This window comes from Agilicoccus flavus (assembly GCF_014857905.1).
Classification (GTDB): Bacteria; Actinomycetota; Actinomycetes; order Actinomycetales; family Dermatophilaceae; genus Agilicoccus; species Agilicoccus flavus.
Genome location: NZ_JACYXE010000011.1, coordinates 22,832 through 42,876, shown reverse-complemented (window position 1 = coordinate 42,876; position 20,045 = coordinate 22,832). Strand labels below are relative to the sequence as shown.

Genomic DNA, 20,045 nt, shown 5'->3' with positions numbered 1-20,045 from the left:
CTCGTTGCGCCTGGCGCACCAGAAAGGACTTGGTCATGGCCTCCGTCCCGGAGAAGGCCCGCTGCGTCATCATCGGCGCCGGCATCGTCGGTAACTCCCTCGCCTACCACCTCGCCGAGCTCGGCTGGACGGACATCGTCCAGCTCGACAAGGGCCCGCTGCCCAACCCGGGCGGCTCGACCGGCCACGCGAGCAACTTCATCTTCCCCGTCGACCACTCCCGCGAGATGACCGACATCACGCTCGAGTCGATGCGCCAGTACAAGGAGCTCGGGGTGTTCACCGAGTCCGGTGGCTTCGAGGTCGCGCGCACCGAGGAGCGGATGGAGGAGCTGCGCCGCCGCATGTCGTCGGCCAAGGCGTGGGGCATCGAGGCCGAGCTCGTCGACCCCGACTTCGTCGTCGAGAAGGTGCCCTTCCTCGACAAGGACGTCATCGTCGGCGCCTTCTGGACGCCCAGCGTCGGTGTCGTGGACTCCCTGCGCGCCGGCACGATCATGCGCGAGCGCGCCCAGGAGAAGGGCGCCCTCACGGTCGTCTCGAACGTCGAGGTCACCGACCTCGAGGTGGTCGACGGGCGCATCGCCGCCGTCGTCACCGACGCGGGACGCATCGAGGCCGAGACCGTCGTCGTCTGCTGCGGCGTGTGGAGCCCGAAGATCGCCCGCATGGCCGGCGCCCGCATCCCGCTCACGCCCGCCGTGCACCAGATGATCTCCGCCGGCCCGTACGAGGTCCTCGCCGACCGGCCGGGCGAGATCAGCTTCCCGATCGTCCGCGACATGGACACCCTCTGCTACGAGCGGCAGCACGGCTCCGACATGGAGGTCGGCTCCTACGCGCACCGCCCGATCCTGCACGACCCGGAGGAGATCCCCTCCAACGAGCAGGCCAAGCTCTCCCCCACCGAGATGCCGTTCACCGAGGAGGACTTCGAGCTCCAGCTCGAGCAGGCCCTCGAGCTCATGCCGGAGCTGCTCGGCGACGAACGCGGCACGGTCCGCTACGCGATCAACGGCCTGCTCTCGCAGACGGCCGACGGGTTCCCGATCCTCGGCGAGACCCCTGAGGTCAAGGGCCTGTGGTCGGCCGCGGCCATCTGGATCAAGGAGGGCCCGGGGACCGCCAAGCTCGTCGCGGAGTGGATGACGCACGGCAACCCGAGCATCGACATCTCCCACTCCGACATCTGCCGGTTCTACCCCCACCAGCGCACCCGCGACCACGTCCGGGCCCGCACGAGCGAGGCGTTCAACAAGACGTACGGCATCGTGCACCCGGGTGAGCAGTCCGAGTCGGTGCGCGGCGTCCGCCTCGCCCCGATGCACGCGTCGCAGCGCGACCTCGGCGCCGTCTTCTACGAGGCCGCCGGCTGGGAGCGCCCGCACTGGTACGCCTCGAACGAGAACCTCCTCGAGAAGTTCTCCGACGACCAGCTCATGCGGCGCGAGCACGAGTGGGACGCCCGCTGGTGGAGCCCGATCATCAACGCCGAGCACCTGCAGATGCGTGAGGCCGGCGCCGTCATCGACCTGTCCGCTTTCGCGATCTTCGACATCGTCGGCCCGAAGGCCCTCGAGGCGGTCCAGCAGATCTGCGTCGCGCAGATGGACGTCAAGGTCGGCCGCGTCGTCTACACCCCGGTGCTCGACTCCCGCGGCGGGTTCCGCTCCGACCTCACGGTCATGCGCCTGGCCCACGACCAGTTCCGGGTCGTCACCGGCGGCGCGCACGGCATGGTCGACAAGAAGTGGTTCGCCGACCACCTGCCGCAGGGCGCGGCCCTCGTCGACGTCACCTCGGCCTACACGACCATCGGCCTGTGGGGCCCGAAGGCCCGCACGGTCCTCGAGTCGCTGACCCGCGCCGACGTCTCGCCGCAGGGCTTCCCGTTCGGCACCTGCCGCGAGATCGAGGTCGGCGACCTCGGCGTCCTCGCCTCGCGCATCTCCTACGTCGGCGAGTACGGCTGGGAGCTGTACGTGCCGATGGAGGCGGGCGCGGCCCTGTGGGAGCGCCTGCTGAAGGCCGGCAAGGAGCACGGCGTCATCCCCGCCGGCATCGGCGTGTACGCGACGACGGGCCGCATCGAGAAGGCCTACCGCGCCTTCGGGGCCGAGCTCGACGCCGAGCGCACCCTGTCGGAGACGGGCATGCGTCGCAAGAAGTACAAGGACGCCGACTTCATCGGCAAGGACGCGATCCTCGCTCAGGAGGGCGAGGAGCCGAAGGCCGTCCTGTGCTCTCTCACCGTCGACGACCACACGTCCGCCTCGGGCGTGAAGCGGTACATGCTCGGCGGCGAGCCGCTGTTCACGCGCGACGGCACGCAGCTCACCGACGGGCACGGCCACCACCCGTACGTGACGTCCGCGGGCTCCGCCCCGAGCCTGGGCAAGCACATGCTCATGGCGTTCCTGCCGCCGGAGCAGGCCCGCGTCGGCACCGAGCTGGCCGTCTCCTTCATGGAGGAGCTCTACCCGGTGACCGTCGTGTCCGCCGACGCGACCGCGCCGTTCGACCCCGACAACGACCGCATCAAGGGAAAGTGAGGGGCCCGACATGACGGACGTTCTCGTCTGCGTGAAGCGCGTCCCCGACGCGTCGGGTGAGGTCGTGCTCACCCCCGACGGCTCCCGCGTCGACGGGCGGTACGCCGGCTACACGATGAGCGCCCACGAGGAGTGCGCGGTCGAGATCGGCGTGAAGGTCGCCGAGGCGACCGGGGGCGCCGTCACCGTCCTCACCCTCGGCGACGAGGACAGCGTCGAGCAGCTCCGCGCGGCGTTGTCCGTCGGGGCGGCCGAGGCGGTCCGGGTCGACGCCGACGCCGACGCCTACGGGCCGGCCGACGTCGCCCGCGAGATCGCGGCCGTCGTCACCACCCGCGCCGGGGCCGGGAAGGACTACGACCTCGTGCTCCTCGGCAACGACGCCGCCGACACGGGCGACTTCCAGGTCGGCATCCGGCTCGCGTACGCCCTCGACCGGCCCGTCGTCACCGGCGTGCAGCGCCTCGAGGTGTCCGAGGGCACCGCGACGATGCAGGTCGACAACCCGGAGGGCACCGAGATCTACGAGGTCGCCCTGCCCGCCGTGGCCACCGTCCTCGAGGGCGGGGTGTCGCCCCGGTACCCGTCGATCACGGGCAAGATCAAGGCGAAGAAGGCGCCGCTGGAGACGGTCGAGCCGTCCGCGGCCCCGGCGGGCAGCGGCCGCCAGGCCCTGCGGGTGCCTCCGCCGCCGCCCACCCAGGTCGAGATCCTCGGCGAGGGTCCGGCCGCCGCCCCGCGCCTCGTCGAGGTGCTGACCCAGTTGGGAGCCGGCCGATGAGCGCCGTCGTCGTCCTGATCGAGATCGAGCACGACGGGGACGCCTCGCGGGTGTCGCTCGTCTCGCGCGAGGCCCTTACGTTCGCGCGGGGACTGGGCGACCCGGTCTACGCGTTGGTGCTCGGCCCGACCTCGCCCGGGGTCGTGGAGGACTGCCGCGAGCAGGGCGTCGCCGCGATCTTCGAGTGCCCCGACGAGGAGCTGTCCGCGTACAGCGGGGCGGCGTGGGCCGTCGCGCTCGGCGCGGTGGTCGACGCGGCCGGTGACGTGGCCGCGGTCGTCGCTGGCGGCACGGCCCACGGCAACGAGGTACTCGCACACCTCGCGGCCCGTCGCGACCTGCCCATGGCCGCGAACGTCGTGGGCCTCGTCGGCTCGGAGCCCTTCGAGGTGGAGCGTCAGGTCGTCGGCGGGTCGGCGATCGAGCGGACCCTCCTCGCCGGGGGCACGCCCGTCGTCTCGGTGGCCGGTCACGCGGTCGACCCGGAGCCGGCGCCGACCCCGGGCGGGGCGGCCGTGCTGCCGTTCAGCGCCCCGATCGAGGAGAAGGACCTGCGCGCGCGCGTCGTGCGGTCCCAGACCCGCGACGGCGGCGACACGTCGGGGCTGACGAGCGCCCGGATCATCGTCGGCGCCGGCCGCGGGGCCGGCGGCCCCGACGGTTTCGAGAGCGTCGACGCCCTCGCCGCCCGCCTCGGCGGCGCGGTCGGGGTCTCACGCGTCGTGACCAGCCTCGGCTGGCGGCCGCACCACGAGCAGGTGGGGCAGACCGGCAGCCGGGTCTCGCCCGACGTGTACATCGCCTGCGGGATCAGCGGCTCGATCCAGCACTGGGCGGGCATGAGCTCGAGCAAGACGATCATCGCGGTCAACACCGACGCCGAGGCGCCCATGGTGACCAAGGCGAACTACGCGGTCGTCGGCGACATGCACGAGGTGCTCCCCGCCGTCCTGGAGCAACTCGGCCCCCGCTGACTGCGCACCCGACATCCCGTGCACCCGGCCGCTCCGGTCGGTTGCACGGGATGTCGCTGTCATGGGGCGGTGGTCCAGGATGGGGCAGGCTTCCGCATCGTGGACTATGCCGATCCGGCTCGCCTATGCCGCCGGGTCGGCATAGGCGAACCCGGGCGGCATAGGTGAGCGCGCCGCACTCCCTTGGGTTACCGTCGAGTAACTCGGCGGCGTCCGCCGCCGACCGACCCGAGGAGTCCCCGTGCCCACTGCCCGCTCGCTGCCCTCGTGGAAGTCGCTCGTGCGGGACGCGCGGGTCCTGCGCCACGGGATGAACGCGTGGCCTCCTTTTCTCTTCGCCGGGATCCGCGTCACGAGCGTGTCGCCCGACTTCCGCCGCGCCCGCGTGGAGCTGCGGTACCGGCCCCTGACCCGCAACTACGTGGGGACGCAGTTGGGGGGTCGATCTTCGCGATGACCGATCCGTTCTGGATGATCCTCGTCCTGCACGGTCTCGGGCCCGACTACGTCGTGTGGGACAAGGCGGCGGAGATCGAGTTCGTCGCGCCCGGCCGGTCGACCCTGCACTGCGACTTCGAGGTCACCGACGCGCTGCTCGACGAGCTGCGCGAGGCCGCCGCCGACGGCTCGAAGGTGCTGCGCTGGTGCGAGACCGAGGTGCGCGCCGCCGACGGCACCCTCGTCGCCCGCGTGCGCAAGCAGCTCTACGTGCGGCGCAAGCGCGACCGGGGCTGAGCCCACGTCCGCGGCCGTCGGACTCGGGGCCGCCCGACCCGGGCCGCGATCGGGACAGCGACGACGTCTTCGGTCAGGCGAAGGCCCACGCGGTGGCCGCCCACGCCTTGTCCACCGGCGAGCCCGGTGGGAAGCGGCCGTCGAGCTCGAGGACGGCCAGGCCGTGGGTCGCCGCCCACAGCGCCTGCGCCCGGATCGGGTCACCGGTGACGAGCCAGAACGGTCGACCCGCCCACTCCTCGAGGCCGTCGGGCAGCACCTCGCGCCGCAGGGGGCCCGAGGTGGCCAGGCGGTACATCGCCCCGTTGGCGAGCGCGTGCCGCCGGTACGTCCCGAGGAGCGCCCGCACCCGGGCGGCCCGGTCCGCCGCGTCGGAGCTGTCGAGTACGCCGGCGTCGGCCACGCACCCGTGGAGGGCGGCGCCCATCTCGCGCAGACCGTCGGCGACGAGAGCGGCCTGCAGCTCCTCCTTGCCGGCGATGTGCTTGTACAGCGACGGCGCGCGGATGCCGAGGCGGTCGGCCACGGTACGCATGCTGATCGCCTCCCACCCGTGCTCCTCGAGCAGCACGCGCGCGGCCGCGACGATCTGCTGCACGCGGGCCGTGGCGGGGGGCCCTTGCGGCGGTTCGTCGCGGCTCGCGCGAGCGGCACTATCGGTCACGGCGCCGACGCTACCCGGGCCTCGACGCGCTCCTTGAGCGCGGCGTTGACGGCGTCGACGTCGTCCTGCAGGTCGAGAGTCGCCCCGGCGAACGGGACGAGCGCACCGACGAACGTCTCCTCCTGAGTGAACTCGACGCTCCCGTCACCGAGATCGCGGATGACGAAGGAGTGCTCACCGTCGGCGAGGCCGGGCACCCACAGACGACCGATCCAGCGCAGCTCGCGACCGGGGTCGGCGGCGAGGACGACGGGGTCGAACGTCATCGTCCCGTCCCCGCTGCGGACCTCGTTGTGCAGCCGACCCCCGACGACGAGGTCGCCCTCGCTGAGGATGATCGACGGGTTCCACTCCGGGTAGGCCGCGCGGTCGGCGAGGACGGACCACACCTGGGCGGGCGCGGCCCGGATCCGGGTCGTCGTCGTGATGACGTGCGGGTGGGTGGCGGTCCACGCGTAGGCCGCGAGGCCGGTGAGCGGCACGAGGGCCAGCAGACCGAGGAGCACCGCGACGAGGGTGGACGGGCCGTGGGTGAGAGTCGGGACGAGTCGCATGGAGGAACCTCCGGGTAACGCCGTCAGCTTGCGAACAGAGCCAGGCTAACACTGTTAGCTCGTGGTGTCGACGAGGCGCGGAAAGTCCCGGGCGCGACGGTCGCCACCGGCGTGCCACAGTCGCGCTCTCCACATGGGGCGGCCCTGCCCACGACGTCGCCACCGCCTGGCACGCGAGCGGCTCGTATCGCGATCGGCCCACCGTCGACAGGCTCGTCGCGCGGGTCCTCCGGTCGCCCGACGGCCCGTAGGTCTCTCACGGGCCCTCGGGGCGTGGGCCGCGAATGGACGCTCGCTCGCCAGGGTCGATAGCGTGCTGAACGACCAGCCGTCGTCCCGTCCAGGAGGCCACCCCCATGCCCGAGCTCTTCATCGACGGGAGCTGGGTCGCCCCGGCCGCCGGCGGCACCCGCACCATCACCTGCCCGGCCGACGGCAGCGAGGTCGCGGTCGTCTCGGAGGCGGGCGCGGACGACGCGGTCGCGGCGGTGCGCGCGGCCCGGCGGGCCTTCGACTCCGGTGAGTGGCCGAACACGCCCTCCCCCGAGCGCGGGGCGCTCCTGGGCCGGCTCGCCGACAAGCTCGAGGCCGAGAAGGAGCAGGTCGCGCGCCTGGAGGCCCTCGACACGGGCAAACGGATGGTCGAGGCGCGCATCGACATGGACGACATCATCGCCGTCTTCCGTCACTTCGCCCGGCTCGCGAACGCCGACGCGGGCCGCGTCGTCGACACCGGGATGCCCGACGTGCGCAGCCGCGTCGTCCACGAGCCCGTCGGGGTCTGCGCGCTCATCACGCCGTGGAACTACCCGCTGCTGCAGACGAGCTGGAAGGTCGCGCCGGCGCTCGCCGCGGGAAACACGTTCGTGCTCAAGCCGAGCGAGCTCACCCCGTCGACGTCGATCTGGCTCGCGCGGGCGCTCGACGAGCTGGGCCTGCCGGCCGGCGTGGCCAACCTCGTCCTCGGCCCGGGCGCGACGGTCGGCGCCGCGATGACCGAGGCCCCCGAGGTCGACCTCGTCTCGTTCACCGGCGGCCTCGAGACGGGCAAGCGGATCATGGCGGCCGCGGCCCCGACGGTGAAGCGCGTCGCGCTCGAGCTCGGCGGCAAGAACCCGAACGTCGTGTTCGCCGACGCCGACCGGTCTGCCGCCATCGACAACGCCCTCACCGCGGTCTTCCTCGACTCCGGCCAGGTCTGCTCCGGCGGCGCGCGCCTCGTCGTCGAGGAGTCGATCCACGACGAGGTCGTCGCCGAGCTCGTCCGCCGCGCGGAGCTCATCCGCCTCGGCGGGCCCTTCGACGAGGAGGCCGAGACCGGCCCCCTCATCAGCGAGGCGCACCGCGAGAAGGTGCAGCGCTACGTCGACGAGGCCGTGGCCGACGGCGCCCGGCTGCTCACCGGCGGGGCGATCCCGACCGGCGGCGACCTCGCGCGGGGCTGGTTCTACCCGCCGACGATCCTCGACGGCTGCACCGGCGAGATGCGGTGCGTGCACGACGAGTCGTTCGGCCCGGTGCTCACCGTCGAGACGTTCTCGGGCGCGACGCCCGACGAGGCGGAGGACGCGGCGGTCGCCATCGCGAACGACACGATCTACGGCCTGGCCGGCGCGGTGTGGACCCAGCACGCGGGCCGCGCCGAGCGCGTCGCCGGCCGCCTGCGCCACGGCACGATCTGGATCAACGACTACCACCCGTACGTGCCCGGCGCCGAGTGGGGCGGCTACAAGCAGTCCGGCATCGGCCGCGAGCTCGGCCTCGCCGGCCTCGAGGAGTACCGCGAGACCAAGCACATCTGGCACAACACGCGCCCCGCGCCCGCCGGGTGGTTCGCGGACCGGTGACCGACCCGCGCGGCACCTCGGGCGGGCCGCCCGCCCTCACCTGGCGCCCCGCCCGACGCTCCGACCTCCCGCACCTGCTCGCCTGGACCCCCGACGAGGCGGCGCTCGCCACGTGGGCGGGGCCCACGTTGGCCTGGCCGCTCCGCCTCACCGCGCTGGAGGCGATGCTCGCCGAGGGCGAGGCGTTGGGTCGGACATCGTGGGTCGCGCTCACGCCCGGCGCCCGGGGTGTGGTCGTCGGGCACGCCGGTCTCGCCGTCGTCGACGACGGCGCGACCGTCCGCGTGGGCCGGATCCTGCTCGACCCCGCGCGTCGGGGGAGCGGGCTGGGGCACGCGCTCGTCGACGGGATCGTCGGACGGGCTTCCGCCCGGCCCGGTGTCGAACGCCTCACCCTCGGCGTCGTCGAGGGCAACGCGGCCGCCCGCCGCCACTACGACCGGCTCGGCTTCACCCCCACCGGCACGGTGCTGACCTGGCCGGTGGGCGGCGTCACGTGGCGCAGCGTCGAGATGGCCCGCCCCGCGCTCCTCGACCCGCCGACCGCCTCGACCCGCTGATCGGCCCTCAGCCCGGGACGGGGAGGACGACCAGGCGTCGCGGCGCCACCGGCGCGCCGGCGATCCCACCCCCGACCCCGGCGGGCACCGGCGGCGTGAGGGAGCCGAGCACGGCCGGCCGGCTCGCCCCCGTCACCGGCCCGCCCGGCGCGCACGCCACCCCCGGGAGGCCGTGCCACGACAACCACCCGAGCAGCCCCATGAGGTAACCCTCCTTGGCCTGCGCCGGGAGGCCGAGGGCGTCGCTGGTCACGGGGTCCACGCCGGTGGCCCGGGCGATCCTCCGCAGCAGGTCGGGATTGGCGACCCCGCCGCCGGAGACGACGAGCCGGTCGACCGGGCCGTGCGCCGCGACGACGTCGGCCACGCTGCGCGCCGTGAACTCCGCGAGCGTCGCGAACAGGTCCGGGCCGGTCGGCACACCGACCTCGCCGGCGAGGCGTTCGGCCACGTACCCGGCGTGGAAGTGCTCCCGTCCGGTGCTCTTCGGCAGCGGACGCGCCAGGTAGGGGTCGGCGAGCAGGCGCGCCAGCGCGGCCTCGTCGACGCGGCCCGCCGCGGAGAGGGCGCCGTCGTCGTCGCGGTCGCGCCCGAGCTGCGCCGCGGCCGCGTCGAGAAGGCAGTTCGCGGGGCCGGTGTCTCCGGTGACGAGGCCGCCGGGCGTCCCGACGATGGTCACGTTGGCGATGCCACCGAGGTTGAGGGCCGCGGTCGGCGCGTCGGCGAGCCACAGCGCGTCGAGCGTGCTCGCGAGCGGCGCGCCCTGGCCGCCGGCGGCGATGTCCGCCGACCGGAGCCGGTCGAGGACGGGCAGGCCGGTGGCCGCGTGGACGAAGGCCGCGTCGCCGACCTGCAGCGTGCCGACGACGACGCCGTCCTCCACGAGGTGGTGCAGGGTCTGGCCGTGACACGACGAGGTCGGCGGGCCCGAGGGCGTCGAGGGCGCGCCGGGCGGCCGCGCCGAACGCCCGGCCGGCCTGCGCGTGCAGCCGACACCATCGCTCGGTGCCCGTCTGCGCGGGTGGCAGCGCGGCGAGCAGGTCGCGGCGCAGGTCGGGCGGCCACGGCGTCGAGACCAGGCCGAGCGGGGTGAGCTCGAGGGTGTCGCCGGCGGCCGTGAACTCGCCCAGCGCGGCGTCGATCCCGTCGAGCGACGTGCCCGACATGAGGCCGAGGACCCTCACGTCGTCGCCCCGGTCAGGGCGGCGGCCACGGCCTCCGCGTTGGCGCGGCCGTTGCCGAGAGCGAGCACGAGGCGGGCCGCGGCCGGGGCGCTGTCGGCGGTACCGGTGTGCACGACGACGGCGTCGGGGCGGGCGGCCGTGAACGCGTCGAGCAGCTCCCGCTCGGCGGGCTCGCCGAGCGCGCGGCGGGTGAGGAACACGACCTCCGCCGCTCCGCGGACCCGCGCGATCACCTCCGACGCGGGCGAATCGGGCCGCAGCACCTCGACGGGTGCGCCCGCCGCGGAGAGGGCCACGGCGAAGGCGGCGCCGTGCCGGCCCGCCGCGTACGACGCCTCCCCTCGCACGTCGACGAGCAGGGGCGCCCCGCGGAGGCGGACGTCGCCCGCGACCCCCAGCGCCCGCCGCGCCGCCGCCCGGCCGAGCGTCCGCAACGCCTCGAGCGACGCGCGAGACCCCGACGGGAGGAGCACGCCGCCGGTCCCGCGGCGCTCCCGTTCGGCGCCGGAGCCGGCCCGGGCCTTCTCCGGGCCGCGCCGCACGAGGCGGGCGACGCGGGCGGCGGAGGCCTCGAGCTCCCCCGCGTCGAGGCGGCCGGTGGCGAGCGCGGCCTCGATCGCCGCGGTCGCCTCGTCGTACGCGGCCCGGGGATCGCGCTGGTGGGGGGCGTCGAGGCACAACAGGTCGGCCCCGGCCTCCAGGGCCCGCACGCACGTCTCGCCGAGGCCGGCCTCGCCGGTGACCGCGCGCATGCCGAGGGCGTCGGTGACGATCGCACCCGCGAACCCCGCCTCCCGCAGGCGCCGCGTGGCCCACCGCGACAGGCTGGCCGGCTCCGGCCCGGCCTCGGGCACGACGACGTGGGCGGTCATCACGGCGTCGACGTCCCCCGCGAGGGCGTCGAAGGGGGCGACGTCGCGGGCGAGCACGGTGGCCAGGGGCGCGCCGAGCACCGGCAGGTCCACGTGGGAGTCCACCCGCGTGTCGCCGTGCCCGGGGAAGTGCTTGGCGCACGAGGCGATCCCCGCCGCCGCGAGGCCGGCGGCGAAGGCGGAGCCGTGCCGCGCGACGAGGCCGGGGTCGGCGCCGAACGCGCGCACCCCGATGACGGGATTGCGCGGCTCGGAGGCGACGTCGAGGCACGGCGCGAGGTCGAGGTCGACCCCGGCCGCGGCGAGCACCGCGCCGAGGGCCGCGCCGCACGCGCGCGTGAGGTCCGGGTCGTCCACCGCGCCCAGCGCGGCCGCCCCGGGCAGGGAGGATCCCGTGGCCGCCTCGAGCCGGGAGACGTCGCCGCCCTCCTCGTCCACGGCGACGACGAGGCCGGGGCCGTCGGGGCGCCGGGCCCGCAGCGCGTCGACGAGGGCGCGGGTGGAGGCGACGTCGGGCGTGTTCTCGGCGAAGAGGACGACGCCGCCGAGGCCGTCCGCGATCGCGTCGGCCAGCCAGGGCGGCACGCCCGCCGACCCCGGGAACCCGGCGAGGAGGACCCGGGCCGCGAGCCGCCCGCTCATCCCTTGACCGCGCCCGCCGCGAGGCCCGAGACGAGGTTGCGCTGCACGAGGAGGAAGAACACGACGACGGGCACGGTGATGAGCGTCGAGGCCGCCATGATCGGACCCCAGTCGGCGGTGTGCTCGCCGAAGAACTTCTGCAGCCCGACCGCGACCGTGTACTTGTCGTCGTCCTGGAGGAACGTCAGCGCGAAGATGAACTCGTTCCACGCCGTGATGAAACTGAAGACGCTCGTCGCGACGAGGCCGGGGGCCACGAGCGGGAGGAGCACCCGCAGGAACATCTGCCCCCAGCCGCACCCGTCGACGTACGCGGCCTCCTCGACCTCCACGGGCACGGCGGCCACGAACCCGCGCAGCTGCCACACCGCGAACGGCAGGCTGAACGCGAGGTAGACGACGGCCAGGCCGAGCAGGCTGTTGAGCATGTGCAGGGTGCGGGCCTGCAGGAACAAGGGAATGACGAGCGCCTCGAGCGGCACCATCTGCGCGACGAGGATCATGACGAGGATCTGGCGCCGCAGCGGGAACCGGAACCGCGCGACCGCCACGGCCGCGAGGAGGGCGACCGCCGAGGAGATGAGCACCGTGACGACGGCGACGAGCGCGGAGTTGAGCAGAAAGGCGCCGAACCCGCCGTCGCCGAGGACGAACGAGAAGTGCCGCGGCGTCAGCCCCGACGGCAGCAGCGACCCGCCCCGGGTGGACGCCCGCGGGTCGAGGGCGGTCGAGACCATCCAGTAGGCGGGGAACAGCGCGAAGCCGAGGAGGGCGACGAGCGTGGCGACCTGCCAGGGGCGCAGCGACGTGCGGTCGGCCCGCAGGGGGGCGGCGCCGTCCCGCGACTCCTCCGGCGCGACCGGCGCGATCACCGGGGCGGGCGTGGTGCTCACAGGTCCTCCTCGACGAACAGGGTGCGCAGGTAGACGACGGTGATGCCGAGCAGCAGGAGGGTGAGCAGCACGGCGATGGCCGCGCCGAGCCCGTACCGGCCCTGGGCGAAGCTCTGGATGTAGCTCCACACGCCCAGGTTGAACACCTCGCGGTTCGTGCCCGACCCGCCCGGCATGAGGAAGATCTGGGCGAACACCTTGAAGTCCCAGATCGTCGACAGGATTGTGACGACGGCGAAGATCGGCTTGAGCACGGGAACGGTGACGCTCCAGAACCGCCGCCACGCCCCCGCCCCGTCGATGACCGCCGCCTCGTACAGCTCCGTCGGCACCGTGAGCAGGCCGGCCAGCACCGTCACCGCGACGAACGGGAACCCGTGGTGGACGACGTTGAGCGCGGCGATGCCGAAGAAGCTCCACCGCTCGAGGAACCAGTTGACGCTGCCCGTCTCGATGACGCCGAGCCCGCCGAGGGCGTGCGTGACGAGGCCGTCGGCGGCGTCGAAGAGGAACACCCACACGTAGGTGCCGGTGATGGCCGGCACCGCCCACGCCACCATGACCGCGCTCGAGGCGAGGTAGCGCCACGCGACGGGCAGCGTCGCGAGGAACAGCGCGACGAGCGTCCCGAGCGCGACCGTCCCGACGACGGTGACCACGGCGAAGCCGATCGTGTTGGGCAGCACGATCGTCCACAGGTAGGGCTGGGTGAGGACGGAGACGTAGTTGTCGAACCCGACGAAGTTCGTCGTGCCCCGGTTGAGCTCTCGCAGGCCGTAGTTCTGCAACGACAGCCACACCACCCGGCCGAGCGGCCACGCGAGGAGCACCGCCATGAGCGCGAGCGTCGGCGCGAGCAGCAGCCACGGCCGGAGCGTGCGCATCCGGTGGGACCCCATGCGGTCAGTTTCCCGCGAAGGCGGCGTCCATGTCCTTCGCGGCCTGGTCGGTGGCGGTCTTCGCGTCGGCCTTGCTCGAGAGGACGGACTGCATCATCGTCGGGATCACCTTCTTGCCCTGCACCTTGCCCCACTGCGGCGTGACGGGGACGGTGCGGCCGCCCTGGGTCATCTGCGTCGCGAACACCTTCTGCGCGTCGCTCGCGGACGCGAGCTGCGCGTCGAGCGCCGACTTCTGCCCGGAGAAGTAGTTCGACTCCTCGCCCCACTTCTTCGCGAGGTCGCCCGTCGTCATGAGCTGCACGAACTGCCAGGCGAGATCCTTGTCCTTCGCCGTCTCGAACACCGACAGGTGCGACCCGCCGACGGCCGAGGGCGCCATGCCGCTCTTGCCCGGCATGACGAAGGCGCCCGTCTTCTTCGCCACCTCCGGGGCGTCCTGCGCGAGCGTCGCGGGTGTCCACGACCCGGCGACCACCATGCCCACGTCGCCCTTGGCGTACGCGGTGAGCGCGTCCTTCTCCGTCCACGTGGCCGCCGCGGGCGTGCTCGAGCCGTGCTCGAGCGCGAGGTCGGTGAGGAAGGTGATGCCCTCGACGGCCTTGGGGTCGGCCAGCCCGCTCTTCCACCGGCCGCCCGACTGCGTCGCGAGCTCGCCCCCGCCGCCCCAGACGAACGGGGTGGCCGTGAACTCGCTGCTGCCGGGCACGGGGAACGGCGTGACCTTCGGCTGGGTCTTCTTGATCTTCTCGACGGCGGTCGTGAGCTCGGCCCACGTCTTCGGCGGAGTGGTGATGCCGGCCTTCGCGAACACGTCCTTGTTGTAGAGCATCGAGCGCACGCCCGCGTACCAGGGCATCCCGTACAGGCGGCCGTCGTAGGTGCCGGCCTCCTTGAGGCTGCCGACGAGGTCCGAGTCGAGCCCGGCGGCGCTCACCTTGTCGCCGAGGTCGGCGATCGCACCCGCTTCCGCGAACTCGGGCGTCCACGTCGCGCCCACCTCCGCGACGTCGGGCGTGGTGCCGCCGGCGATCGCGGTCGTGAACTTGTCCTTGGCCCCGGACCAGGGGACCATCTGCACGTCGAGGTCGGCCCCCGTCTTCGCCTTGAAGGTCGACGTCACCGTCTCGAAGTACGCGCTCGCGTCTGGGTTGGTGCCCTCCATGATCCATACGGTGAGCTTCTTGCCGCCCCCGTCCGTGGAGCCCCCGGAGCCCCCCGACCCGCCCGCGTCCCCGCAGGACGCCAGCGACACCACGAGGATCCCCGCCGCCATGCCCGCCATCGACTTCCGCATGAGCACTCCTCCGCCGTCTCGCCCCGCCGCGTCGTCGTCGACCGGCGCCGCTCGGGCACCGACGGGCAGAACTTAATTACATGTCATTCGGTTCTGACGAAACTTATCACCGATGTGGGGGTGGGGAAAGGGACCTTTCGCCCCGGTCGGGGCGCCGGGGTGGCAGGTCCTCGCGCGGCGTCGGCCCCCTCCGATAGCGTCCCCGTTCAAGGACGGTGCGGTCCCGGCCCCACCCGACGGCGGCGCCCACCCCGGGCGGCGTCTTCCTCGACAAGGAGTGCCATGAGCGAGTCCACACGCTACGACTACGTCATCGTCGGAGGGGGGTCGGCAGGCTCGGCCCTCGCCAACCGCCTCAGCGCCGACGAGTCCACGTCGGTCCTTCTCCTCGAGGCCGGCCGCAGCGACTTCCGCATCGACCCGTTCATCCACATGCCCGCGGCGCTGCCGTTCCCCATCGGCTCCCGGTTCTACGACTGGAAGTACGAGTCGGAGCCCGAGCCGTTCATGGGTGGGCGGCGCGTCTACCACGCCCGCGGCAAGGTCCTCGGCGGGTCGAGCTCCATCAACGGCATGATCTTCCAGCGCGGCAACCCCCTCGACTACGAGCGGTGGGCCGCCGACCAGGGCATGTCCGAGTGGGACTACGCGCACTGCCTGCCCTACTTCAAGCGCATGGAGACGTGCCTCGCCGGCGCCGACGCGTGGCGCGGCGGGTCCGGTCCCCTCAAGCTCGAGCGCGGCCCGGCCACGAGCCCGCTGTTCGGCGCGTTCTTCGAGGCCGTCCAGCAGGCCGGCTACCCCCTCACGGACGACGTCAACGGGTACCGCCAGGAGGGCTTCGCGCCGTTCGACCGCAACGTGTACCGCGGCCGCCGCCTGTCCGCCGCCCGCGCCTACCTGCACCCGGTCATGAGCCGCAAGAACCTCAAGGTCGAGACCCTCGCCCAGGTCACCGGCCTGCGCACCCAGGGCACGCGCGTCACCGGCGTCGACTACGTCCGGTTCGGCAAGCAGCAGCACACGGTCAGCGCCGGTGAGGTCATCCTCTGCGGCGGCGCGTTCAACTCCCCGCAGCTGCTGCAGCTCTCGGGGATCGGCGCGGCCGACGACCTGCGGGCCCTCGGCATCGACGTCGTCGCCGACCTGCCCGGCGTCGGGGCCAACCTCCAGGACCACCTCGAGGTGTACATCCAGCACGCGTGCACCCAGCCGGTGTCGATCGCGCCGTACCTCGCGCACAAGTACAAGCCGATGATCGGCGCCCAGTGGCTCTTCGGCCGCACGGGCGTGGGATCGAGCAACCACTTCGAGGGCGGCGGGTTCATCCGCAGCAACGACGAGGTGCCCTACCCGAACGAGATGTTCCACTTCCTGCCCATCGCCATCCGCTACGACGGCAGCAAGCCGGCGAGCGAGCACGGCTACCAGGTGCACATCGGCCCGATGTACTCCGACTGCCGCGGCACGGTGAAGCTCAAGAGCCGCGACCCGCTCGCCCACCCGGCCGTGCAGTTCAACTACCTGTCCACCGAGAACGACCGGCGCGAGTGGATCGAGATGATCCGCGCCGCCCGCAACATCCTCGAGCAGCCGGCGTTCGCGGCGTTCAGCGGCGGCGAGATCTCTCCCGGGTCGGCCGTCGAGACCGACCAGGAGATCCTCGACTGGGTCGCGAAGGACGCCGAGACGGCGCTGCACCCGTCGTGCACGGCGAAGATGGGCACCGACGAGACCTCCGTCGTCGACCCGGCCTCGATGAAGGTCCACGGCGTCGAGGGCCTGCGCGTCGTCGACGCGTCCGTGTTCCCGTACGTGACCAACGGCAACATCTACGCGCCCGTGATGATGGTCGCCGAGAAGGCGGCCGACCTCATCGCCGGCAACACCCCGCTGCCGCCCCTCACCGAGGTGCCGTTCTACCGGCACGGCGCCGGGATGCCGCTGTTCCCGCCCGGCGACCCGCGCAACGACGCGTGGGACGCCCTCGCCGACCCGCCGAGCGCCGCCGGCGCCACGCTCTCGCCCGCGCGGCTGCGCGCCCGGGACGCCGGGCTCGACCGGGACGTGACCGCGTGAGCGCGACCGCCGCACCCGACGGGCCCGGCACGCCACCGGCGGACCGCATCCAGGACCGGAAGCGGGGCCGGAACCCGGTCAACCTCGTCGTCTTCCTCGGCTCGCTCGCCGGGATCCTCGTCGTGGCGGGGTGGGCGATGGTGGCTCCGAAGCAAGCCGAGAACGTTCTCGGACTTGCCGTCGGGTGGACGGCGGGGTGGTTCGGGTGGTTCTACATCCTCCTGGCCACGTGTGTCGTCATCTTCGTCATCGGTCTCGGGTTCTCGCGCTACGGCAAGGTCAAGCTCGGGCCGGACCACAGCACGCCGCAGTACACGACGTTCTCGTGGGCGGCGATGCTCTTCGCGGCCGGCATCGGCACCGACCTCATGTTCTTCTCGGTGGCCGAGCCCGTCGCGCAGTTCCTCACCCCGCCGCGGGTGCAGGCCCAGTCGCTGCAGGCCGCCGACGAGGCGCCCGTCTGGACGCTGTTCCACTACGGCATCAGCGGGTGGGCCATGTACTCGCTCATGGGGATGGCCCTCGCGTACTTCGCCTACCGGCGCCACCAGCCGCTCGCGGTCCGGTCGGCGCTCGTGCCGGTCTTCGGGGCCAAGCGCCTCGACGGGCCGCTGGGGTACGTCGTCGACATCGCCGCGATCCTCGGCACGATCTTCGGCGTCGCGACGTCGCTCGGCATCGGCGTCGTGTCGCTGTCGGTGGGCCTCGACATGCTCTTCGGTTTCCCCGAGGACCAGGCGATCACCGTTCAGATCGCGCTCGTCGTCATCGCCGTCGTCATGGCGGCCGTGTCGGCGACGACGGGTGTCGACAAGGGCATCCGGTTCCTGTCGCAGCTCAACGTGCTGCTCGCCATCGGCATCGCCCTGTGGGTGCTGCTCACGGGCAACACGCAGTTCCTGCTCAACGCGCTCGTGCAGAACATCGGCGACTTCGTGCGCCTGTTCCCCCAGATGACGGCGTCGACGTTCGCGTACGACCAGCCCACCGACTGGATGGCCGCGTGGACCCTGTTCTTCTGGGCGTGGTGGATCGCGTGGGCGAGCTTCGTCGGGCTGTTCCTCGCCCGGATCAGCCAGGGCCGCACGATCCGGCAGTTCGTCGCGGGCACGATGATCCTGCCGTTCAGCTACATCGTCATGTGGGTGTCGATCTTCGGGAACTCCGCCATCGAACGGATCCGGAACGGGGACACCGCGTTCGGCGAGCTCAAGCCGGAGGAGGGGTTCTACACCCTGCTCCAGCAGTACCCGGGCGCCGGGCTGCTCATCGGGCTGGCGACCTTCGTGGGCCTCCTGTTCTACGTGACGTCCGCCGACTCCGGTGCGCTCGTCATGGCCAACCTCTCGTCCCGCCTCGCGTCACCGGAGGACGACGGCAAGCCGTGGCTGCGCATCGTCTGGGCCGCCGCGACGGGCCTGCTCACCGTGGCGATGCTCCTCGTCGGCGGGATCACCGCTCTGCAGAACGCGACGGTCATCATGGGGTTGCCGTTCGCGTTCGTCATGGCGCTCGTCATGTTCGGGCTGTGGCGGGCGCTGCGCACCGAGGAGTACCGGGTGCAGAGCTCGCACCACCGCATCCCGGCGGCGACGCTGGGGGCGGACGGCGACCGCCACCTCGCCCGCACGTGGCGCAGTCGCCTGCAGCGTCAGGTGCAGGCGGTGTCGACGGCCGACGCGCAGCGCCACCTCAACGGCGTGGTCGCGCCGGCCCTCGTGGAGGTCGCGACCGAGCTGCAGTCCATGGGGGTGCCCGCCGAGGTGTCCCACCTCGACGGCGGGCTGCCCGCCTGGGCCGAGCTGCGCAGCGCCCCCGAGAAGGGCTCACCGTTCGTCTACCGCGTCGAGATCGACCAGATCCCCGTGCCCGCCTTCGGCGGCCGCATGGTCCGACAGGGCGACTCCACCTCGCGCCTCGAGGTGCACACGGACGCCGGCGGCCAGGGCTACGACGTCATGGGGTACACGCAGGCGCAGATCATCCACGACGTGCTCGACCAGCACGAGCGCCACCTCGCGTTCCTGCGGCTGGAGACGCCGCTGTAGAACGGCGCCACGCACGTCGATCGCGGCCGCGGTCGCGGGACCCGAGAGGGCATCCCGCGGCCGCGGCCGTCGTCGTGCCGCCCCGACGCCCGGCGGCGGGCCGCCGCGTCTCCGGAGCCGCCATCGACACGTCGCATCTGAGCGTCGTTCTCCTCGACGAGCTTCCGGCCCGACGACGCGGCCGGCCGCTCGGTCGCGTACGACCTCGGTCTGATGCGAGGGCACCAGGTCGGTCCCACGGTTCGACGCCCGCCGCGGCGCCTCACTCGTAGACAGGAGGTCGTCAGGTTGCACGTCCCCGAGCGGAAAGGACGGTCGGACCATGCCGACCAGGACCTCCACCACGCCCGACATCGCACCCCCGCCGGGCGTCGACCCTGCGACGGCGCCCGCGACGCGCAACGCGCCGTGGCGCTCCCGCCTCGTCGCGGCCGGGTGGATGGGCCACTGGCTCCTGCGCATCGGACTGGCGGGGATCATCGCGGTCTACGGCTGGAGCAAGGTGTTCCTCCTGCAGATGGGCCGGGCCGACGTCGGCGACGCGCTCGTGCAGTTCGGCGAGATGAGCCCGATGGGCCTGCTGTGGCGCCTCATGGGATTCTCGCCGCTCGTCCAGTGCCTCGCGGGCCTGGCCGAGGTGCTCGCCGCGGTGCTGCTCGTGTGGCGGAGGACGGCGGGCCTCGGCGCGCTCATCGGCGCCGCCGACATGGGTGTCGTCTTCGTCCTCAACCTCGCCTATGACGTGCCCGTCAAACAGTTGTCCCTCGCACTGACGGTCGGCTGCCTGCTCGTCCTGGCGCCGTACGCGACGCGCTTCGCCCGCGCCCTGCTCGGCAGCGGTCCGGTGCCCGCCGGGCCGTCGGCGGAGGCGGTGCCGTTCCCGCGGGTCCGCCGGTTCACCCGGTTCGCCGGACCCCTCGCGGGCCTGGCCCTCGTCGCCCTGGCGGGAGCCGGGGTGGTGGGCACCGTGACCACCCCGGTGCCGATGGGGCACGGCGTCCCCGGCGTGTACCGCGTCACGCAGGACGCGGCCCGGCCGTCCGCGCAACTGAGCCGCGACGCCCGGTGGTCGCAGGTGTCCTTCGCGCGGGACGGCTTCCAGGGTCGGGCCACCGTGAGCATCCGCCTCGCCGACGGCCGCCTCTACCTGGGCGGCTACCGGATCCCGAAGCCCGGGACCATCGAGATCACCCGCGGCGCGCCGCTCCACCGCGACGAGCCGTCGTCCGCGAAGGGCGCGACGGCCCAGACCCTCACCCTGTCCTTCACGCGCGCCGGCGACGGGCTGCACCTCGTCGGCGCCGGCCAGGACGTCGTGCTCACCCCCGACCCCGAGGCCACCTTCCTGCACGACCGCGGCGTCTCCTGGGACCCCCGCCCGCCGCTCAACCGGTGAGGAACGTGAGGTTCGGCCCTCACCGCTAAGCCGCTCACCCATGCCGCGAGGACGGCATGGGTGAGCGC

At 73.1% G+C, this 20,045-nt stretch carries 17 protein-coding genes and 1 pseudogene; 10 read left to right on the top strand and 8 right to left on the bottom strand.

What is annotated here, in order from left to right; all coding sequences use genetic code 11:
- Positions 1–35: 35 nt before the first annotated feature.
- The 5 genes from ICW24_RS15770 (at position 36) to ICW24_RS15755 (ending at position 5,042) form a co-directional block, all read left to right on the top strand.
- A complete protein-coding gene (locus tag ICW24_RS15770) occupies positions 36–2,552 on the top strand; it encodes a GcvT family protein (RefSeq protein WP_226346684.1) in 2,517 nt (838 codons plus the stop codon).
- A gap of 10 nt (positions 2,553–2,562) precedes the next feature.
- The gene (locus tag ICW24_RS15765) at positions 2,563–3,333 is read left to right on the top strand and encodes an electron transfer flavoprotein subunit beta/FixA family protein (RefSeq protein WP_226346683.1); all 771 of its coding nucleotides are present in this window, start codon (positions 2,563–2,565) and stop codon (positions 3,331–3,333) included.
- The gene (locus ICW24_RS15760; protein ID WP_226346682.1) at positions 3,330–4,307 is read left to right on the top strand and encodes an electron transfer flavoprotein subunit alpha/FixB family protein; all 978 of its coding nucleotides are present in this window, start codon (positions 3,330–3,332) and stop codon (positions 4,305–4,307) included. The genes ICW24_RS15765 and ICW24_RS15760 overlap by 4 nt, the downstream gene beginning before the upstream one ends.
- Positions 4,308–4,548: 241 nt before the next feature.
- Positions 4,549–4,764: a hotdog family protein gene (locus ICW24_RS19780; RefSeq protein WP_307781361.1), complete on the top strand. Its 216-nt coding sequence runs from the start codon at positions 4,549–4,551 to the stop codon at positions 4,762–4,764.
- Positions 4,761–5,042: a DUF4442 domain-containing protein gene (locus tag ICW24_RS15755; RefSeq protein WP_307781360.1), complete on the top strand. Its 282-nt coding sequence runs from the start codon at positions 4,761–4,763 to the stop codon at positions 5,040–5,042. Before ICW24_RS19780 ends, ICW24_RS15755 begins: the two co-directional genes overlap by 4 nt.
- 73 nt (positions 5,043–5,115) lie before the next feature.
- Here ICW24_RS15755 and ICW24_RS19775 read toward each other — a convergent pair whose 3' ends face one another.
- Positions 5,116–5,706 carry a TetR/AcrR family transcriptional regulator gene (locus tag ICW24_RS19775; RefSeq protein WP_226346681.1) on the bottom strand — a complete coding sequence of 197 codons (591 nt, stop codon included), beginning with the start codon at positions 5,704–5,706 and terminating at the stop codon, positions 5,116–5,118.
- Entirely contained in the window at positions 5,703–6,260 is a 558-nt protein-coding gene (locus ICW24_RS15745) for an SRPBCC domain-containing protein (protein WP_226346680.1), read from the bottom strand. Before ICW24_RS15745 ends, ICW24_RS19775 begins: the two co-directional genes overlap by 4 nt.
- A gap of 356 nt (positions 6,261–6,616) precedes the next feature.
- Here ICW24_RS15745 and ICW24_RS15740 point away from each other — a divergent pair, with 356 nt between their 5' ends.
- Together ICW24_RS15740 and ICW24_RS15735 are read left to right on the top strand one after the other, a co-directional pair.
- On the top strand, positions 6,617–8,107 hold the full coding sequence (locus tag ICW24_RS15740) for an aldehyde dehydrogenase family protein (RefSeq protein WP_226346679.1): 1,491 nt from the start codon (positions 6,617–6,619) through the stop codon (positions 8,105–8,107).
- Entirely contained in the window at positions 8,104–8,667 is a 564-nt protein-coding gene (locus tag ICW24_RS15735; RefSeq protein WP_226346678.1) for a GNAT family N-acetyltransferase, read from the top strand. Before ICW24_RS15740 ends, ICW24_RS15735 begins: the two co-directional genes overlap by 4 nt.
- 7 nt (positions 8,668–8,674) lie before the next feature.
- Here ICW24_RS15735 and ICW24_RS15730 read toward each other — a convergent pair whose 3' ends face one another.
- The 6 genes and pseudogenes from ICW24_RS15730 to ICW24_RS15710 all read right to left on the bottom strand — a co-directional run bounded on the left by ICW24_RS15730 (position 8,675) and on the right by ICW24_RS15710 (position 14,454).
- Complete coding sequence (locus ICW24_RS15730) at positions 8,675–9,550, bottom strand: anhydro-N-acetylmuramic acid kinase (RefSeq protein ID WP_372360840.1); 876 nt, start codon at positions 9,548–9,550, stop codon at positions 8,675–8,677.
- A 112-nt stretch (positions 9,551–9,662) separates the two neighbouring features.
- Positions 9,663–9,833, bottom strand: a pseudogene (locus ICW24_RS19960) (anhydro-N-acetylmuramic acid kinase); the annotation flags it as partial.
- A gap of 14 nt (positions 9,834–9,847) precedes the next feature.
- Positions 9,848–11,365, bottom strand: coding sequence for a glycoside hydrolase family 3 N-terminal domain-containing protein (locus ICW24_RS15725; protein WP_226346677.1), 1,518 nt, complete (start codon positions 11,363–11,365; stop codon positions 9,848–9,850).
- A complete protein-coding gene (locus tag ICW24_RS15720) occupies positions 11,362–12,189 on the bottom strand; it encodes a carbohydrate ABC transporter permease (protein WP_226346774.1) in 828 nt (275 codons plus the stop codon). Before ICW24_RS15720 ends, ICW24_RS15725 begins: the two co-directional genes overlap by 4 nt.
- A gap of 65 nt (positions 12,190–12,254) precedes the next feature.
- Positions 12,255–13,157 carry a carbohydrate ABC transporter permease gene (locus ICW24_RS15715; RefSeq protein ID WP_226346676.1) on the bottom strand — a complete coding sequence of 301 codons (903 nt, stop codon included), beginning with the start codon at positions 13,155–13,157 and terminating at the stop codon, positions 12,255–12,257.
- A gap of 4 nt (positions 13,158–13,161) precedes the next feature.
- Positions 13,162–14,454: a sugar ABC transporter substrate-binding protein gene (locus ICW24_RS15710; RefSeq protein ID WP_226346675.1), complete on the bottom strand. Its 1,293-nt coding sequence runs from the start codon at positions 14,452–14,454 to the stop codon at positions 13,162–13,164.
- A gap of 282 nt (positions 14,455–14,736) precedes the next feature.
- On the opposite strand from ICW24_RS15710, the gene betA reads away from it, so the two are divergent.
- The 3 genes from betA (at position 14,737) to ICW24_RS15695 (ending at position 19,977) form a co-directional block, all read left to right on the top strand.
- Positions 14,737–16,533 (top strand): choline dehydrogenase, encoded by a 1,797-nt coding sequence (gene betA / locus ICW24_RS15705; RefSeq protein ID WP_226346674.1) that lies wholly within the window; start codon positions 14,737–14,739, stop codon positions 16,531–16,533.
- Complete coding sequence (gene betT / locus ICW24_RS15700; protein ID WP_226346673.1) at positions 16,530–18,581, top strand: choline BCCT transporter BetT; 2,052 nt, start codon at positions 16,530–16,532, stop codon at positions 18,579–18,581. The genes betA and betT overlap by 4 nt, the downstream gene beginning before the upstream one ends.
- A 322-nt stretch (positions 18,582–18,903) precedes the next feature.
- Positions 18,904–19,977, top strand: a complete 1,074-nt coding sequence (locus ICW24_RS15695; RefSeq protein ID WP_226346672.1) for a DoxX family protein — start codon at positions 18,904–18,906, stop codon at positions 19,975–19,977.
- Positions 19,978–20,045 lie beyond the last annotated feature (68 nt).

Excerpts from the sequence above, each read along its gene's own strand:
- ICW24_RS15770 (WP_226346684.1), top strand. The coding sequence starts at position 36 with ATGGCCTCCGTCCCGGAGAAGGCCCGCTGCGTCATCATCGGCGCCGGC.
- ICW24_RS15765 (WP_226346683.1), top strand. The coding sequence starts at position 2,563 with ATGACGGACGTTCTCGTCTGCGTGAAGCGCGTCCCCGACGCGTCGGGT.
- ICW24_RS15760 (WP_226346682.1), top strand. The coding sequence starts at position 3,330 with ATGAGCGCCGTCGTCGTCCTGATCGAGATCGAGCACGACGGGGACGCC.
- ICW24_RS15755 (WP_307781360.1), top strand. The coding sequence starts at position 4,761 with ATGACCGATCCGTTCTGGATGATCCTCGTCCTGCACGGTCTCGGGCCC.
- ICW24_RS15745 (WP_226346680.1), bottom strand. The coding sequence starts at position 6,260 with ATGCGACTCGTCCCGACTCTCACCCACGGCCCGTCCACCCTCGTCGCG.
- ICW24_RS15740 (WP_226346679.1), top strand. The coding sequence starts at position 6,617 with ATGCCCGAGCTCTTCATCGACGGGAGCTGGGTCGCCCCGGCCGCCGGC.
- ICW24_RS15725 (WP_226346677.1), bottom strand. The coding sequence starts at position 11,365 with ATGAGCGGGCGGCTCGCGGCCCGGGTCCTCCTCGCCGGGTTCCCGGGG.
- ICW24_RS15715 (WP_226346676.1), bottom strand. The coding sequence starts at position 13,157 with ATGGGGTCCCACCGGATGCGCACGCTCCGGCCGTGGCTGCTGCTCGCG.
- ICW24_RS15710 (WP_226346675.1), bottom strand. The coding sequence starts at position 14,454 with ATGCGGAAGTCGATGGCGGGCATGGCGGCGGGGATCCTCGTGGTGTCG.
- betA (WP_226346674.1), top strand. The coding sequence starts at position 14,737 with ATGAGCGAGTCCACACGCTACGACTACGTCATCGTCGGAGGGGGGTCG.
- ICW24_RS15695 (WP_226346672.1), top strand. The coding sequence starts at position 18,904 with ATGCCGACCAGGACCTCCACCACGCCCGACATCGCACCCCCGCCGGGC.